General features: G+C 45.7%; 14 protein-coding genes. 13 read left to right on the top strand and 1 reads right to left on the bottom strand.

Features of this window, described 5'->3' with window-relative positions; translation table 11 throughout:
• Positions 1-12 precede the first annotated feature (12 nt).
• Positions 13-1,290, bottom strand: coding sequence for a replication-associated recombination protein A (locus tag IGI69_RS14975; protein WP_270266754.1), 1,278 nt, complete (start codon positions 1,288-1,290; stop codon positions 13-15).
• 216 nt (positions 1,291-1,506) lie between these two features.
• On the opposite strand from IGI69_RS14975, the gene IGI69_RS14970 reads away from it, so the two are divergent.
• From IGI69_RS14970 to IGI69_RS14910, 13 genes are all read left to right on the top strand, one after another.
• Complete coding sequence (locus IGI69_RS14970; RefSeq protein ID WP_010749036.1) at positions 1,507-2,127, top strand: DNA-3-methyladenine glycosylase; 621 nt, start codon at positions 1,507-1,509, stop codon at positions 2,125-2,127.
• Between the two features lie 16 nt (positions 2,128-2,143).
• Positions 2,144-2,632, top strand: a complete 489-nt coding sequence (locus IGI69_RS14965) for a DUF3013 family protein (RefSeq protein ID WP_005227763.1) — start codon at positions 2,144-2,146, stop codon at positions 2,630-2,632.
• A 15-nt stretch (positions 2,633-2,647) separates the two neighbouring features.
• Positions 2,648-3,595 (top strand): 50S ribosomal protein L11 methyltransferase, encoded by a 948-nt coding sequence (prmA, locus tag IGI69_RS14960; RefSeq protein ID WP_010749037.1) that lies wholly within the window; start codon positions 2,648-2,650, stop codon positions 3,593-3,595.
• 1 nt (position 3,596) lies between these two features.
• Positions 3,597-4,352: a 16S rRNA (uracil(1498)-N(3))-methyltransferase gene (locus IGI69_RS14955; protein WP_005227767.1), complete on the top strand. Its 756-nt coding sequence runs from the start codon at positions 3,597-3,599 to the stop codon at positions 4,350-4,352.
• 4 nt (positions 4,353-4,356) lie between these two features.
• The gene (locus IGI69_RS14950; protein ID WP_005227769.1) at positions 4,357-5,022 is read left to right on the top strand and encodes a hypothetical protein; all 666 of its coding nucleotides are present in this window, start codon (positions 4,357-4,359) and stop codon (positions 5,020-5,022) included.
• Between the two features lie 187 nt (positions 5,023-5,209).
• Entirely contained in the window at positions 5,210-7,420 is a 2,211-nt protein-coding gene (locus IGI69_RS14945; protein ID WP_005233463.1) for a RelA/SpoT family protein, read from the top strand.
• 6 nt (positions 7,421-7,426) lie between these two features.
• A complete protein-coding gene (dtd, locus tag IGI69_RS14940) occupies positions 7,427-7,873 on the top strand; it encodes a D-aminoacyl-tRNA deacylase (protein ID WP_270266757.1) in 447 nt (148 codons plus the stop codon).
• Between the two features lie 312 nt (positions 7,874-8,185).
• A complete protein-coding gene (locus IGI69_RS14935) occupies positions 8,186-9,736 on the top strand; it encodes an FtsX-like permease family protein (protein ID WP_438741331.1) in 1,551 nt (516 codons plus the stop codon).
• A 12-nt stretch (positions 9,737-9,748) separates the two neighbouring features.
• The gene (locus IGI69_RS14930) at positions 9,749-10,423 is read left to right on the top strand and encodes an ABC transporter ATP-binding protein (protein WP_010749041.1); all 675 of its coding nucleotides are present in this window, start codon (positions 9,749-9,751) and stop codon (positions 10,421-10,423) included.
• Positions 10,416-11,966, top strand: coding sequence for a PASTA domain-containing protein (locus tag IGI69_RS14925; RefSeq protein ID WP_270266760.1), 1,551 nt, complete (start codon positions 10,416-10,418; stop codon positions 11,964-11,966). Before IGI69_RS14930 ends, IGI69_RS14925 begins: the two co-directional genes overlap by 8 nt.
• 190 nt (positions 11,967-12,156) lie before the next feature.
• A complete protein-coding gene (locus tag IGI69_RS14920) occupies positions 12,157-13,896 on the top strand; it encodes an ABC transporter ATP-binding protein (RefSeq protein WP_008382065.1) in 1,740 nt (579 codons plus the stop codon).
• Entirely contained in the window at positions 13,835-15,757 is a 1,923-nt protein-coding gene (locus IGI69_RS14915; protein WP_228085046.1) for an ABC transporter ATP-binding protein, read from the top strand. Before IGI69_RS14920 ends, IGI69_RS14915 begins: the two co-directional genes overlap by 62 nt.
• A gap of 201 nt (positions 15,758-15,958) precedes the next feature.
• Complete coding sequence (locus IGI69_RS14910; RefSeq protein ID WP_005233483.1) at positions 15,959-16,453, top strand: methylated-DNA--[protein]-cysteine S-methyltransferase; 495 nt, start codon at positions 15,959-15,961, stop codon at positions 16,451-16,453.
• Positions 16,454-16,502: the final 49 nt, after the last annotated feature.

Genomic DNA, 16,502 nt, shown 5'->3' with positions numbered 1-16,502 from the left:
TTTTCTAAGCACCTAGTTTTTTTTCTTTCGCTGCTGCAACTGCTGGTACCGTTGACCTAATGCTTGCTCATATTTCCCGGTGGCTTTTGGTTGGTAATAATGAGTATTTTTCAGCTTATCAGGTAAGTATTGCTGATCGACCCAGGCATCATCAAAATTATGTGGGTATTGATAGCCGACACCCCGATTCAAGCTTTGGGCACCCTTGTAATGACTGTCTCGTAAATGATCCGGGACATCGCCAGCTTTACCGCTGCGAATATCTGCGATCGCTGCATCCAATGCCATGTAGGCAGAGTTGGATTTTGGTGACAGACATAGATCGACCACTGTATCGGCTAACGGAATCCGAGCTTCTGGCAAGCCCAAACGTTCAGCGGCTAACACAGCATTGACGGTTCGAGCAGCGGCTGCTGGGTTAGCTAAACCAATGTCTTCATAGCCGATGACCATCAAGCGCCGACAAATGATTGCCAGATCGCCTGCCTCTACTAAACGACCTAAGTAATGCAGCGCACCATCCACATCGCTGCCGCGAATCGATTTTTGAAAAGCAGAGATCACATCATAGTGCGCATCCCCATCTTTATCGTGGGTCAATGCTTTACGCTGGACGCACTCTTCGATGATCGTTAAGGTCAAATGAATAATACCGTCTGGTCCTTTTGGGGTGGAACGAGCAGCGAGCTCTAAGCCGTTTAGCGCACTTCGTAAATCACCGTTGGTCGCTCGCGAGAGATGCAAGCGGGCATCATCGGTCAATACGATGGTTTCTGATCCAAGTCCGCGAGTTTCATCTGCTAAGGCTTGATCAATGGCGGTCAAAATGTCTTCTTCTTGGAGCGGTTTGACTTCAAAAATCTGTGTCCGACTGCGAATCGCTGGATTGATCGTAATATAGGGATTTTCCGTCGTGGCACCGATCATAATGATCTTGCCGCTTTCTAAATGGGGCAGTAAAAAGTCTTGTTTTGTCTTGTCTAGTCGATGGACTTCATCAAGCAATAAAATGACAGTACCGCTCATTTTGGCTTCCTCTGCCACGATCTGCAGGTCTTTTTTTGTATCCGTGGCGGCGTTCAGCATGCGAAACGCATAGCGTGTCGAGCCGGCGATCGCACTGGCAATGCTGGTTTTTCCGGTTCCCGGCGGTCCGTATAGGATCATCGAAGAAAGCATTTTGGCTTCGACCATTCGGCGAATGATTTTCCCCGGGCCAACCAAATGCTGCTGTCCGACGACTTCATCTAAGTTCCGTGGCCGCATTCGATAAGCAAGTGGCTGCTGCATAAAACGATCCTCTCCTTTTCCTGTAAGTATAACATAAGAACGTATATTCTCATAAACAAGCTGATTTGCGTCTTTACAGAAACAACAGGGCGCTTATTTTCCACTCAGTCAGCAAAAATCAGGTTCGTTGAAAAGAAATCGTTGAGATCGTCGTAACTCTGTAGTCAAAGATAGTAAGTTCGCCGAGAATTGTGTAGAATAAAGAGGGTGATGAGAATGGATGAATTAATGGCACTTTTTGCGACACAGCCGACAACGACCATCGCACGTGCCTTATTAGGAATGTATTTGGAACATGAGACCCCAGAAGGAACAGTAGGTGGGTATATCGTGGATTGTGAAGCGTATCTAGGTCCCGATGATTTGGCGGCTCATAGTGTGGGCATGCGAAACACACCAAGGGTTCGGGCGATGTATCAGGAACCAGGTACGATTTATTTATATACGATGCATACGCATCGAATCGTCAACTTTATTACGCAGCCAAAAGGCATCCCGCAAGGAATCATGATTCGCGGGCTAGAACCGGTGGATGGGATCGCCTTGATGGAACAACAACGACAAAAAACAGGACCGGATGTAGCCAACGGCCCCGGGAAACTGGTACAGGCACTGCAGATTCCCGCTGAGCTTTATGGAGAATCGATTTTTACAAGCCCACTGCATTTGGTTCCTGAGCGCCGACGTACCCCAAAAGAAATTTTGGCATTGCCTCGGATCGGTATCCCAAATAAAGGGGAATGGACCCAGATGCCGCTTCGTTTTGCGGTGGCTGGCAATCCGTATTTGACAAATATACGAAAAACCGCTGTTCAGCAAGACCATGGATGGTGTTAAGAAAGAAGGAATAGTGATGGCGAAAGAAACGATATTGACTTACTTAGATCAGCGATTAACGAAAAAAATCACCGACTATGATGTGGCGATCGATTGGGATGCCAAAAATCATACGATCGAATTGGTGCTGCGCTTGTTTGCTGAAAATCCTCACCACGTGCAGATCGACGATGCACAAGGTGTGGCATCAGAAGAAGCGATCATTGAATTTGAAGATGGGATTTTGCTGTATGATCCACAAAAATCAACGTTTGATGAAGAAGATTATTTAGCGACGATCCCTTATGCAGGGAAAAAAGGGATCCAAAAAGCCTTGTTAGACGGATTGGTTGATTACATTCAAGAAATTTTAGAAGAAGGCCAAAGCGATCTGCTTGATTTCTTGAACGATGACAGTGAAGAAGCGATCTTTGAATTGCGATTCAACGAAGAAGAATTTGTGGAGAAAATGACGAACTATCAAGCGGGAGCTGGGGAAACTATGATCCCGTACCCTAGTTACTAAGTAAGGAGAACGAACATGAAATGGAATGAAGTAACCGTAGCGACAGCTAGCGAAGCAGTGGAAGCAGTCGCCAATATTTTAATGGAACACGGAGCAAGTGGGGTAGCGATCGAGGACGTTTTAGATATCGAAAATTTTAAAAGCGATGCGTATGGCGAAATTTTGGATAAAGAAACCTATACGACCTTAGAAGAAGGCGCCCAAGTCAGTGCCTATTTCCCAGAGACGATCTTTTTACCAGAAGTGCTGCCGACGATCAAAGCAGCCATCGACCGTCTGCCAGAATATGGTTTGGCGATCGGCAAAAACACCATCACAACGAGCGAGGTCGTGGAAGAAGCATGGGCGACGGCCTGGAAAAAATATTACCATCCAGTCCGTATCTCCCGCTATCTGACGATCGTGCCGAGCTGGGAAAACTATCAACCGCTGCAAGAAGATGAAAAGATCATCACCCTTGATCCGGGGATGGCTTTTGGAACCGGCACGCATCCTACGACACGCTTGACATTACAAGCCCTAGAAGTCTACTTGCGAGGCGGTGAAACCGTCTTAGATGTCGGGACGGGCTCAGGCGTGTTGAGTATCGCCAGTAAATATTTAGGTGCCAAAGACGTGTTCGCTTATGATCTAGATGAAGTCGCTGTGAGGTCCGCCCAAGAAAATATGGCGATGAACCCTATTGCTCACGATGTGACCGTGCAGGCCAATGATCTCTTGCAAGGAGTGACGGTCCCTGCTGATCTTATCGTTGCCAATATTTTAGCGGACATCATTCTATTGATGATCCCTGATGCGTGGCGTCTATTGAAGCAAGAAGGGACCTTGATCGTTTCTGGGATCATTGAGACGAAAAAACAATTAGTGATCGATGCCATGATCGCACAAGGCTTTGAGATCGATCAATTGTTCAATCAAAAAGACTGGTATGCGATCGCCTTTAAAAAACCAGAGGTAGAGTAAGATGCAACGATATTTTTTACAGGAGCCTTATGAAGCAAAAGCGGTGTTTGCCGTTTCAGGTGAACCCTTCCACCATATGATCCGAGTGATGCGCATGACTCCCGGGGCAAAAGTCGGTTTAGTGTTTGAGGATCATTTGGCGATCATTGCCAAGATCAAAGAAGCCGATGAAGAAACGGTGTACTTAGAGGAAGTCGAAAAAGAACAGCAGGACAAGGAATTGCCGCTGCAGGTCACGATCGCTAGCGGCTACCCGAAAGGCGACAAGCTGGAATTGATCGTTCAAAAAGGAACGGAGCTGGGGGCGGCAGCCTTTATCGGTTTTCCTGCACAAACTTCGGTCGTGAAATGGGATCAAAAGAAATTACAGAAAAAGCAGCAACGGCTGCAAAAAATCGCCCAAGAAGCGGCGGAGCAGTCCCAACGGCAGATCGTACCAGCCATCACGCTGCTGGATAACGCCAAAGCATTTTGGCAAAGCCTCAGTCAGTATGATGCGGTCCTAGTGGCTTATGAAGAATCAGCCAAGCAAGGAGAAGCGGCGATGCTGCTGCAAGTGATCACCGCATTGCCTGTTGGCAGCAAAGTTTTAGCGATCTTTGGTCCAGAAGGCGGTCTGACCCCCTCCGAAATCGAAGAAGCCCAGCAAAACAATGCCAAATTATGCGGGTTAGGCCCTCGAATTTTACGAACAGAAACAGCCCCGTTTTATTTTTTAAGTGCTGTCAGTGTGCTAACGGAATTAAAGAGGATGTGAGTTGATGAATAAGAACCAAGAAGCAATCAGTGTCCGTTTGTTGACGGCCGATCTGACCGACTGGGTCTTGAAGGATTTTATCAATCAATATAAGACGACCTTAAAGGAAGTCGTCGTTTTGCCTAGTGCCATTCGGCGAGCGAAAATCTTGGCACAAGGCTCTTCCCTACAAATCGGCGCAGTGATCGATTACCCCCTTGCCCAAGGAACACTGGCAAAGGTGGCGTTTGAAATTGGTCGGGCGTTTATGGAAGGCGCCGATTTTTTGGAAGTCTGGCTGCCAGCTTCTTCCTTCATGGAAAATGATCGTGGCTTTGCGGAGCTGACTGAAACGATCCGCTCCTTGACCTTGACAGGAGGAGAGATCCGCTTAGCTGTGCAAACCGAGATCATGAATGAATTGACGAAGATCCAAGTAGCACAACGCTTGAAAGAAGAAGCTTGGCCAAAGATTGTGTTAGGGCAAAAACAACCACTAGCAGAAGCATTGCATGACGTGAGCTTGTTTTCCTTAGATGGCGGCAGTCAACTGTCGATCCAGATCAATCCTGACACAGTCGATGAACAAGCGCTGCAATCACTACAGGCTGCTGGCGCTGAGAAAATCGGGCTCTCGTATCATGTTTTTGAAGAATTGCTTAAGGACCAGCCGTCGCCCGATGTGCTTTGAACAACAGCGATTGAAAAATAGCTGAAAAATTTGTATAATAATACTACTAAATAAGAACTGCAGGTTAGACAGGAGTCCCATGCTTAGAACGTTTGTCCGCAAGGCTTTGGGTGCGTGACGAAACGTTAACAGCGACTTCTGTCTGCCTTTTTGATAGCACAAAAAAGAAAAGCAGGAGGCGGAATGAATGGCAAAAGAAGTTATATTGACCGGGCCCAATGTCATCAAATTGGTCGCTCATTATATGAGTGAAGAACATGTTGCCTTTGTCCAAAAAGCATTAGATTACGCGACAGAAGCCCATAAAGAACAATTCCGTAAATCCGGCGAGCCTTACATTATTCATCCAATCCAAGTTGCGGGGATCTTGGCAGAATTGCAGATGGACCCTCATACCGTTGCAACTGGTTTTTTGCATGATGTCGTCGAAGATACCGATGTGACGTTAGCCGATCTGAAAGAAGAATTCGGTGCCGATGTAGCGATGCTAGTGGATGGCGTGACCAAGCTGGGTAAGATCAAGTACAAATCTCATGAAGAACAATTAGCAGAAAATCATCGGAAAATGTTGATCGCCATGGCGCAAGATTTACGGGTCATCATGGTCAAACTGGCTGACCGTTTACATAATATGCGTACGTTGAAACATCTGCGGGAAGACAAACAACGCCGCATCGCCCAAGAAACGATGGAAATCTATGCCCCATTGGCTCATCGTTTAGGGATCAGCCGCATCAAATGGGAATTAGAAGATATTTCTTTGCGTTATTTGAATCCACAGCAATATTACCGAATCGTGCATTTGATGCAGACAAAGCGAGAAGAACGGGAATCCTACGTTTCTGAAACCGTAGAAGAGATTCGGATCGCCACCGAGGAACTAGATATCTATGCTGAGATCTATGGCCGACCAAAGCATATTTACTCGATCTATCGCAAGATGAAAGACCAAAAGAAACAGTTCAATGAAATCTATGATTTGTTGGCGATCCGAGTGATCGTTGACTCCATCAAAGATTGTTATGCGGTTTTGGGAACGATCCATACAAAATGGAAACCAATGCCTGGGCGGTTCAAGGATTATATCGCGATGCCAAAAGCCAACATGTACCAATCGCTGCATACGACGGTCATTGGTCCCAAAGGTAATCCTGTCGAGATCCAAATTCGGACCCATGAAATGCATGAGATCGCTGAATTTGGGGTTGCCGCGCACTGGGCCTATAAAGAAGGCAAGACCGAAAAAGTCAGAGCCGACAAGATGACCCAACAAGTTGGCTGGTTCCGAGAAATCTTGGAACTACAAGATGAAAGCTATGATGCTTCTGAATTTATGGAAGGTGTCAAAGGCGATATTTTCAGCGACAAAGTCTATGTCTTTACGCCAAAAGGTGATGTGACGGAGTTACCTCAAGGCTCCAGTCCACTGGATTTTGCCTATAGCATCCATACCGACATCGGTAACAAAACCACCGGCGCCAAGGTCAACGGCAAGATGGTCCAATTGGACTACAAGCTAAAAAATGGTGACATTATCGAGATCTTGACCTCACCAAATTCCTTTGGTCCAAGCCGCGACTGGGTCAAACTAGTGGCTACCAGCAAAGCGAAGAACAAAATCAAACGATTTTTTAAAGCCCAAGATCGTGATGAAAACATCATCAAAGGGCATGAGGCAGTGGTCCGTACCTTGCAAGATATGGGCTTTGTGCCAAAAGAATTTTTGACGAAAAGCAAAATGGCGGAAGCCTGCGAACGGTTCAATTATCAAACAGAAGATGACCTGTTTGCCTCTGTCGGCTATGGGGAAGTCAGTCCCACGACCTTAGCCAACCGTTTGACCGAAGAAGAACGGCGCGAGAAACAAATCGAGAAGCAAAAGCAGCAAGTCCAAGAGATGATCAATCAACCGGCGAAAAAAGAACCAGAAAAAATGAAGGTTCGTCACGAAGGCGGCATTGTCATTGAAGGGGTCGATAACTTGTTGATCCGCATCTCCCGCTGCTGCAATCCAGTCCCTGGAGATTCGATCGTCGGCTACATTACCAAAGGTCGAGGAATCTCGATCCACCGCAGCGATTGCCCCAATGTTCAAAACAAAGAGGCAGCGAACCGTTTGATCGATGTTGAGTGGGAAGATGCCACCGACATCAACAAAGAATACGATGCTGATCTTGAGATCTACGGCTATGATCGGTCTGGGTTGCTCAACGATGTCTTGCAGACTGTCAATAGTGTCACGAAACGCTTAGTGAGTGTCGAAGCCAAAACCAATAAAGACAAAATGGCAACGATCCGCATCACGGTGGCGATTCAGAATTTGACTCATTTGAAATCGATCGTTGATAAAATCAAGCAGATTCCAGATGTTTACAGTGTCAGACGTACGAAGGGATGAGAAAGAATGCGGGCAGTGATCCAGCGAGTCAGTCAAGCAAGCGTGTCGATTGAGGACAATATCGTCGGTGTGATCCAACAAGGGTTCATGGTTTTGTTGGGGATCACCCATGAGGATACAGGCGACGATGTGGCTTATCTCGTAAGAAAAATCAAAAATCTGCGGGTTTTTGAAGACGAAGAGGGCAAAATGAATCGGTCACTGGAAAGCATAAACGGTGCCGTCTTGAGTATTTCACAGTTCACCCTTTATGGGGAGACCAAGAAAGGCAATCGCCCCAGCTTCATTCAAGCGGCACCGCCAAGCATTGCGATCCCGCTTTACGAAGCCTTTAATGAAGGTTTACAAGCCGAAGGGATCACTGTTGCTACTGGAAAATTTGGCGCAGATATGCAAGTCGCCTTGGTCAATGATGGCCCGGTGACGATCGTGATCGATACGAAAGAAAAATAGGTGATACAAAACGAAGGATTTTCTCTCTGGGAAAGAGTGAGAGAATTCCTTCGTTTTTTTATACTCTCGAAAGCACCAAGCATTTTTGATGGAATTCAAGTAAAATTTAAGTTGAAATCGGGAAATCTTACAAAACTGTTAGCAAAAATACCATTCTTTTATTTGTTATTTAACATCTTTTTCTTGTTCTTTTATAGGGGTTTTTAAATGGAAATATCGTTTGTACTCGTTTTTTAATATTTAAAATTCGAAAAACGATCCTTTATTGCGATTGTTCTTGAGAGAGAAGTATGGAATAATTGTTAAAAAATAATGTCACTGGAGGAAAAAACAATGAACTTTTGGCAGCGTGCATTAAAGAGTATCACCAGAAGAAAAGGGAAATCATTTATTTTATTTTTAGTTCTATTTATTCTAGGCAATGTGATCGCTGGTGCTGTTGCAATTCAACAATCCACTGCCAACGTGGAGCGAGAGACGAAACGCAAAATGGGGAACGTAGCTACGGTGGAAATGGATTGGGAAGGTTTTGAAAAAGAGCATGCAGATGCTTCGGACGAAGAGCGGTCTCAAGAAGATTTTTATCCGAAACCACCAGCGTTGGATGTTTATGAGCAAATCGGTCAGTTAAGCTATGTGAAATATTTTGATTACCAAAATCAAGCTTGGTTAGAAACAACAAAATTGAAAGCCTATACGCCGGAGGATGGCTCGGTCGGCATGGGTGGCAACTATTTCTCTTTGAAGGGCGGAAATTTGGTTGAGCCATTAGACATGCAAGAAGGCTTGATTCGCTTGGAGGAAGGCGAGGGATTGACAGAAAAAGATGTCAGTGAGTTGACGAACGCTGTATTGATCAGTAAAGAGATCGCAGAATTGAATAACTTGAGTGTCGGTGATCAATTGGTGTGGGATACACGGGCAGAAGTGATGATGGAAGGTGGTTCAAGCGAGGGAGTGAGTGACGATAGTGAGGATGCGACGGGCGAAACAGCTGAAAGTGGCAATCGTGTCGCAACCTTTGATTATCCCGTGACCATTGCAGGGATCTTTTCTGTCGTTAAAAAGGATCAAAGCAATCAAGGCAGTTCATCAGATCAAAGCAATTCTCAAAACAGTGATCAGATATGGCAAGTGATGGATCAAATCAACACCTTTTATGCTAGCAATAATTTAGTACAAGATTTTAACAAATTGCAGTCTGAAAAGCTTTGGGGTCAAGAAGTGATCGAAGAAGAGTCAGACGCCTATTATCAACCGATCTTTGTCCTAAATTCAACGGATGACGTCGAAGCCTTTAAACAAGAAGCCGGTGCGTTATTGCCCCAATATTACCGCGTCGTTGCCAATACGGATCAATACGAGCAGATCGCCGGTGGTTTTACTCGTTTAGGAGTGATCGCAAATTACATCGTGATCATTGCATCGATCGCAACCATATTTATCATTTCCTTAGTGGTCTTGCTTTTCTTACGAGATCGGAAACAAGAATTAGGCATCTATCTCTCCTTGGGGGAAAGCCGTGGGAAAGTCATTGGTCAGATCGTGATTGAAGTCTTGCTGGTTAGTTTAGCCGCATTGCTATTGTCCTTAGTGACCGGGAACTTATTAGGTGGTGCCGTTTCAAATACCTTGATGCAAAACGATTGGATGAGCAATCAAAATGAGATGGGCGGTGTTTATTCTGGCGGTTTGATGGCAGCTAATATTGATTACATGGATATCAAGAATGCTTATCAAGTGTCCTTCTCAGCCGGCTACATCATCACGTATCTGCTGTTAGGTTTAGGAACTGTCTTACTCTCAGCGATTTTACCGCTATTGTATATTTTACGCTTGAATCCAAAGAAAATCATGATGTAGGAGGAACCAACGATGACTTTATTAGAAACCAAAGCAGTCGATTACTATTACCAAGACGGCGATCAGCGTCGCTATATACTGAAAGAGACTTCTGTTTCTTTTGAAAAAGGCCGATTTTATGCCATCTTAGGTCAATCTGGTTCGGGAAAAACGACGTTTTTGTCCTTGATCAGTGCACTGGATAGTCCGAAAAGTGGGCAAGTATTATATGAAGGCACCGATATCGAAAAAATTGGGCATGAGAATTACCGCCGCGACGACATCAGTATCATTTTCCAAAGCTATAATCTGATTCCCTATTTGAGTGCAGTCGAAAATGTCTTAGTGCCGATGGCGATCACGAAAAATCAGCTGCCAGACAATCAACGAGAAGTGGCGTACAATTTGCTGGATTATATAGGCATCACTAAAGAAAAAGCCGATCGTCTCGTCAATCAATTATCTGGTGGGGAACAACAACGGGTAGCGATCGCCCGGGCGTTAGCCACCAATGTCGATATCATTTTAGCGGACGAACCAACCGGGAATTTGGATGAAGAAATGGAACAAGAAATCATCGATATCTTTAAAGAGCTGGCTCACGTCCACAATAAGTGTGTGATCGTCGTGACCCACGCCAATGAGATCGCTCAACAAGCAGATGAAGTCTTGTATTTACGTAAAGGTGTGTTGAGTAAGCATGAGTGATTTTTTATCAAATTTCAGCCCGGACAACTATGATGGCAAAAAGAAGCCTGCTGGCAATAGCGAGAAAAAAACCAGCGAACCTGTCGCAGATCAAAACGCAAGTGGCGCGGAGCAAGCGGGCAAACCAGTGGAGCCGACGACGGTTCACCAATCAGAAGAGTCGACCGCTAGTGAGCCACTAAGTCGTTCGGCAGTCCGTCAACAAACACAGACGACTGAAGCAAAAGCAGTGAGTTCTGCGACTGAGAAGGTAGCATCAAAGGAACCAGTCAGCCGGTTTGGGAAAGAAGAAACGGAATTTGATCCGACTTACAAAAAGCGTCAGCAGAAAAAAATCTTGCTGATTGCCCTACTGACCGCCTTGGCGGTTGCCGTGATCGGGATCGTCTACTATCAAATGACCCATGTGAAGGTGCCAGATTTCACTGCCCAAGATCTGTCAGAAGCGCGGACGTGGGGCATGGAAGAAGGCGTCGCTATCAAAGTAGAGCAAGAATATGACTTTGACAAAGACGTCAACCAAGTAATCGACCAAAGTGTTGATCCTGACAAAAAGATCAAGAAAGGTGCCACATTGACACTGACGGCGAGTCTCGGGCCTGATCCTGAAGAACGCTTAGAGCTGCCAGATTTTTCAGCGATGCAAGTGACCGAAGCAAAAGAATGGATCGCCAGCAATAAAGCCGAGAACCTCTCTTTGATCGAACAATTTGACGACAACGTAGCAGCAGAAGCCTTTATTAAACAAGAGGCGGCCAACAAAGAGCTTGATTTGGCGGAATACAAACGCAAAGACCGTTTGAGTGTCTATTATTCAAAAGGGAAAGAGGTCTTTGAAAAGAATATTGAAGTACCTGATTTTACGGGCAAAGCCAAGAGTGAAGCTTCTGAATGGGCGAAAAAGAATGACTTGAAATACAAAGAAGAAACCGTCTTTTCTGACAGTGTCGCCCTGGATCTGGTGGTTTCACAAGAACCAGTCAAAGGCAGCAAACTCGCGAAAAAAGATGAATTTGTGGTGAAGGTCTCAAAAGGCCAAGCATTGACCGTTCCAGATTTTTCACAATACACGATCGAAGAAGCCCAAGGACTAGAATCGAAAATCCCGCTGCAAGTCAGCACAGTCTATTCCGATCAAGTGGCGTATGGTAGTTTCTTGAGCCAGTCGGAAGAATCAGGCAAAGAATACAGCGAAAGCGATACTTTGCCAACCGTCAAAGTCGTCTACTCATTAGGCCGACCATATTTAAAAGACATCCGTTTCCAAGCAACGGAAGGCGACTTGCCAAAACTATTCTTTGATGAATACAAATCAAAAGGCGCCAACGTCTATTACGAAATCTACTATGTCGATTCGGCGGAACCAAAAGGAACCGTTGTTGAAATGAGCCGCTACGGCGAGTTTATTCCCCTAGAAACGTGGATCACCATCGGGATCAGCCGCGGCAATCTGCAAGGCAGTACCCAAACACCGCCGGCAGATGATGGCGGTGATGATACCGATGAACCGGTCAGTACCGCTGGTTCAAACGCTACCGAATAATCCTTACTAAGTGCTTTTTCAAACCGCATCAAAAAAGCAAGCACCCTTCTTTTTGGAAGGGTGCTTTTTACTTACTAATTGTAAAAAAAACACAAGCGAGCCGCTTGAAATCGCTGGGTCGATAAAGTAAACTTGATGGTAACGATAAAAAATGGCTCCGCAGTGCCATCTAATAGAAGGGACGAAACAAATGATAAAAAAATTACTCGCGAATGTTGGCAGCTATAAGAAGGACAGCTTGCTGACCCCTGTGTATGTAGCAGGAGAGGTTGCCTTAGATGTCATTATGCCCCTGATCATGGCCATGATGATCGACCAAGGGATCGAAAAAGGAGACGCCGGTGTGATTCTAAGAGATGGCGGCTTGCTTTTTTTATGTTCCTTGATCGCATTACTTTTAGGAACGCTTGGCGGACGAACGGCAGCGATCGCTTCGGCTGGTTTTGCCCGCAACCTGCGGCACAATCTGTTTCGCCGAATCCAAGATTTTTCCTTTTCAAACATTGACCGCTTTTCTTCCTCCAGTTTGATCACCCGCTTGACCACTGACGTGACCAACGTCCAAAATGCGTATCAAATGATTATTCGTATTCTGGTCCGCAGTCCGTTAGTTCTGATTTTCTCACTTGCAATGGTTAGCACCATCAGCCCAGAACTTATGACGATCTACTTAGTTGTTTTACCGATCTTAGCGATTGGCCTTGCCTTAGTGATTCGTTTTGCCCACCCGCTATTTCTAAAAGTATTCCGCATTTATGACCGCTTGAATAATGTGGTGCAAGAGAATCTACAAGGGGTTCGCGTCGTGAAATCGTATGTCCGGGAAGAACAACAAGAAGAACTGTTTGGCGAAGTGTCCACCGATGTTTATCGGAATTTCACTCTTGCGCAACGAATCGTCTCTTTTAACATGCCATTGATGCAATTTGCAGTCTATACATGTATGTTGCTCTTGTCATGGTTTGGTGCCCAGTTGATCGTGGAACAAAGTAGCCTGACGACTGGTGAATTAGTCAGCATGTTCAACTACACGATGCAGATTTTGATGAGCTTGATGATGATGTCGATGGCTTTCGTGCAGATTTTGATCGCACGAACGTCGGCAGAACGGGTCGTGGAAGTATTAGATGAAGAAAGTGACTTGAAAAATCCCGACGAGCCAGTCAAAGAAATCAAAGACGGCTCCATCATTTTTGAAAATGTCGGCTTTAGTTACGCCAATGACAAAAACAAGTTGGCGCTGACCGATGCGAATCTACGCATCGAATCCGGTGAAGTCATTGGGATCATTGGTGGAACCGGGAGCGGGAAATCCACCCTCGTCCAGCTGATCCCGCGCTTATATGATGTGATTGAAGGGCGTGTCATCGTCGGCGGTCATGATGTTCGCGACTATGATTTAGAAGCATTGCGGGACCAAGTAAGTATGGTCTTGCAAAACAATGTACTCTTTAGCGGCACCATCAACGACAATTTACGTTGGGGCAATGAAGAGGCGTCGGATGAAGAGATCCAGCGCGTGGCGACGATCGCACAAGCCGATCCCTTCATTCAAGAGTTTCCTGATAAATATGAAACGCAGATCTCACAAGGAGGGAACAATGTTTCCGGTGGGCAAAAACAACGGTTGACGATTGCCCGTGCCTTATTAAAGAAACCGAAAATCTTGATTCTCGATGATTCTACTAGTGCCGTCGACACCAAAACCGATCGCAGTATCCGCGAAGGCTTGAAACGAGAAATTCCGGGAACGACGACGATCATTATTTCCCAACGGATCAATTCGATCGAAGACGCCGACCGGATCATCGTAATGGATGATGGCAAAATCAATGGCATCGGTACCCACGAAGAATTGTTGGCAAACAATGCCATCTATCAAGAAGTGTACCATTCGCAGCAGAAAGGATTTGGTGAAGGTGAAGAATAGACAAGCAGCAAATCCCAAGCGTACATTAAAACGTTTATTGCGAACGATGTTTGGCGACTACAAAGGACAACTCCTATTCGTCGTTGTTATGATCTTGTTAAGTGCTTTTGCCAACGTTCGTGGTTCGTTGTTTTTACAAGTCGTGATCGACGATCATATCACACCGCTTTTAGGGCAAGCCAATCCTGATTTTGGCGGCTTGTTTCGGGCGATCGTCCAAATGGCGATCATCTACCTGATTGGGATCTTGGCCGCACTGATCTATAACTTTATGATGGTCAAGATCAGTGAGGGCACGCAGAAAAAAATCCGTGACCAAATGTTTACACATATGCAGTCTCTACCAGTCGGCTACTTTGATGCCCGCTCAGATGGCGACATCATGAGTCACTTTACCAACGATACGGACACGTTGCGTCAAATGATCTCCCAAAGTATTCCAAACTTGATGATGGCGGCGGTAACCTTTTGTTCTGTCTTTATCGCCATGTTCTCCATCAGTGTTCCATTGACTCTGTTCGTGATGCTGTCGGTTATTTTGATGCTGAATGTGATCCGCATCATTTCTCGCCGCAGCGGCCGCTTCTTTGGCGCACAGCAACGAGATTTAGGCGCTGTCAACGGGTATATCGAAGAAATGATGCACGGACAAAAAGTCGTCAAAATCTTCAATCATGAAAAAATCGTCATGGAAGAATTTGATGCCTTAAATGATCAACTGCAAGAAAGTGCCACTAAAGCCAATGTCAATGCCAATACCTTGATGCCGATCATGATGAACTTACTAAATGTCCAATATGTCTTGATCGCCATCATTGGTGGCCTGTTTGCCATCAATGGTGTTTCTGGACTGACGGTCGGGATGATCGCTTCTTTCTTGCAACTGAGCCGTTCATTGAATGGCCCTATCAGCCAAGTATCACAACAAATCAACTTTGTAATCATGGCATTAGCCGGTGCTGAGCGAATTTTCAACCTATTAGATGAAACGCCAGAAATCGATCATGGCTACGTCACACTGGTCAATGCCAAATGGTCGCAAGGTCAACTAGTTGAAACCAAAGAACGAACAGGCACGTGGGCGTGGAAACATCCCCACGAGGATGGAACCATTACCTATACGGAAGTGACGGGAGACGTGCGGTTTGAAGATGTTGATTTCGGCTATGTCGACAATCAACTGGTCTTACATGAGATCAATCTGTATGCAGAGCCTGGGCAAAAAGTTGCCTTTGTTGGTGCAACAGGTGCTGGTAAGACAACGATTACCAATCTGATCAATCGGTTCTACAACATCCAAGACGGGAAGATTCGCTATGATGGTATCAATATTGAAAAAATCCATCTGGAATCCCTCCGTCGCTCATTAGGAATCGTTTTGCAAGACACCCATTTGTTTACAGGAACGATTCGCGAGAATATTCGCTTCGGAAAACTGGATGCCAGTGATGAAGAAGTGCTTGCAGCAGCGAAACTAGCCAATGCCGACATGTTTATCAACCATTTGCCAGAAAAATACGACACCGTGATCACGGGCGATGGCGAAGGGCTTTCCCAAGGTCAACGGCAGCTGTTGGCAATTGCTCGCGCAGCGATCGCTGATCCGCCAGTGATGATCTTAGACGAAGCCACCTCAAGCATCGATACCCGTACAGAGCGGATCGTCCAATCAGGGATGGATCGTTTGATGTCTGGACGGACCGTGTTTGTGATCGCCCATCGATTGTCTACAATCCAAAACTCCGATGCCATCATGGTGATGGATCATGGCCGTATCATTGAGCGGGGGACCCATGAAACGCTGTTGGCAGAAAAAGGCACCTATTATCAGCTATATACTGGGAAAATCGAATTGGATTGATTCTGCCATTGCTACGGCTTGAAGCTGCAGCGACTGGCGATCTGCCTATTTTCCCCTTGTTTGCAACGACCGATTGGCAGTAAGCCAGTCGGTTTTTTTGCGCAGCTCGAAAAAATGGTATACTGTCACTGAGACAGCCGTAGAACGGCGGCAGCACGTAAGCAGTTGTGCTGCGGAAAATGGATTCCATGAGGTGAAAATATGAAACTAGCATTGGCAAAGATCGTTTTAGACGAAGAATGGTATGAGGTGGTCCAATCGGAAAAAGGGCTAGTGTATTTTGGTCGGCAGCAGGATCATCATGAATTACTCAAATTCTTTCCATTGGCTGAAATCAGTAGTATAGCTGACCTTGATCCAGTAATTGAAACGCAGCTGCAAGCTTATTTTGCAGGGGAACCAGTGACGTTTACTTTTGCGTTTGATTTTGTAGGGACACCGTTTCAACAAACCGTTTGGCAAGCACTGACCCAAATTCCTTATGGTGAAACCACTACGTACAGTGACTTGGCGCTGCGCATTCAACGTCCGACCGCTGTCCGAGCTGTCGCCAACGCAGTGGGGCGTAACCCAATGATGATCGTGGTTCCTTGTCATCGGGTGTTAGGAAAAAACGGCCGCTTGACGGGGTATCGGGGCGGGTTAGCAACCAAACGCCGACTACTGCAACTGGAAGGGATTCCGTTTAAAGAATAAGGAAAGTAAACTATTTATAGTAAAAAATACTAAAAAGCAATTTCATTTC

Origin of the sequence: Enterococcus sp. DIV1083b (genome assembly GCF_051713705.1) — a bacterium.
Taxonomy (GTDB): domain Bacteria; phylum Bacillota; class Bacilli; order Lactobacillales; family Enterococcaceae; genus Enterococcus_D; species Enterococcus_D casseliflavus.
This window is presented reverse-complemented; position numbering and strand designations above follow the sequence as displayed.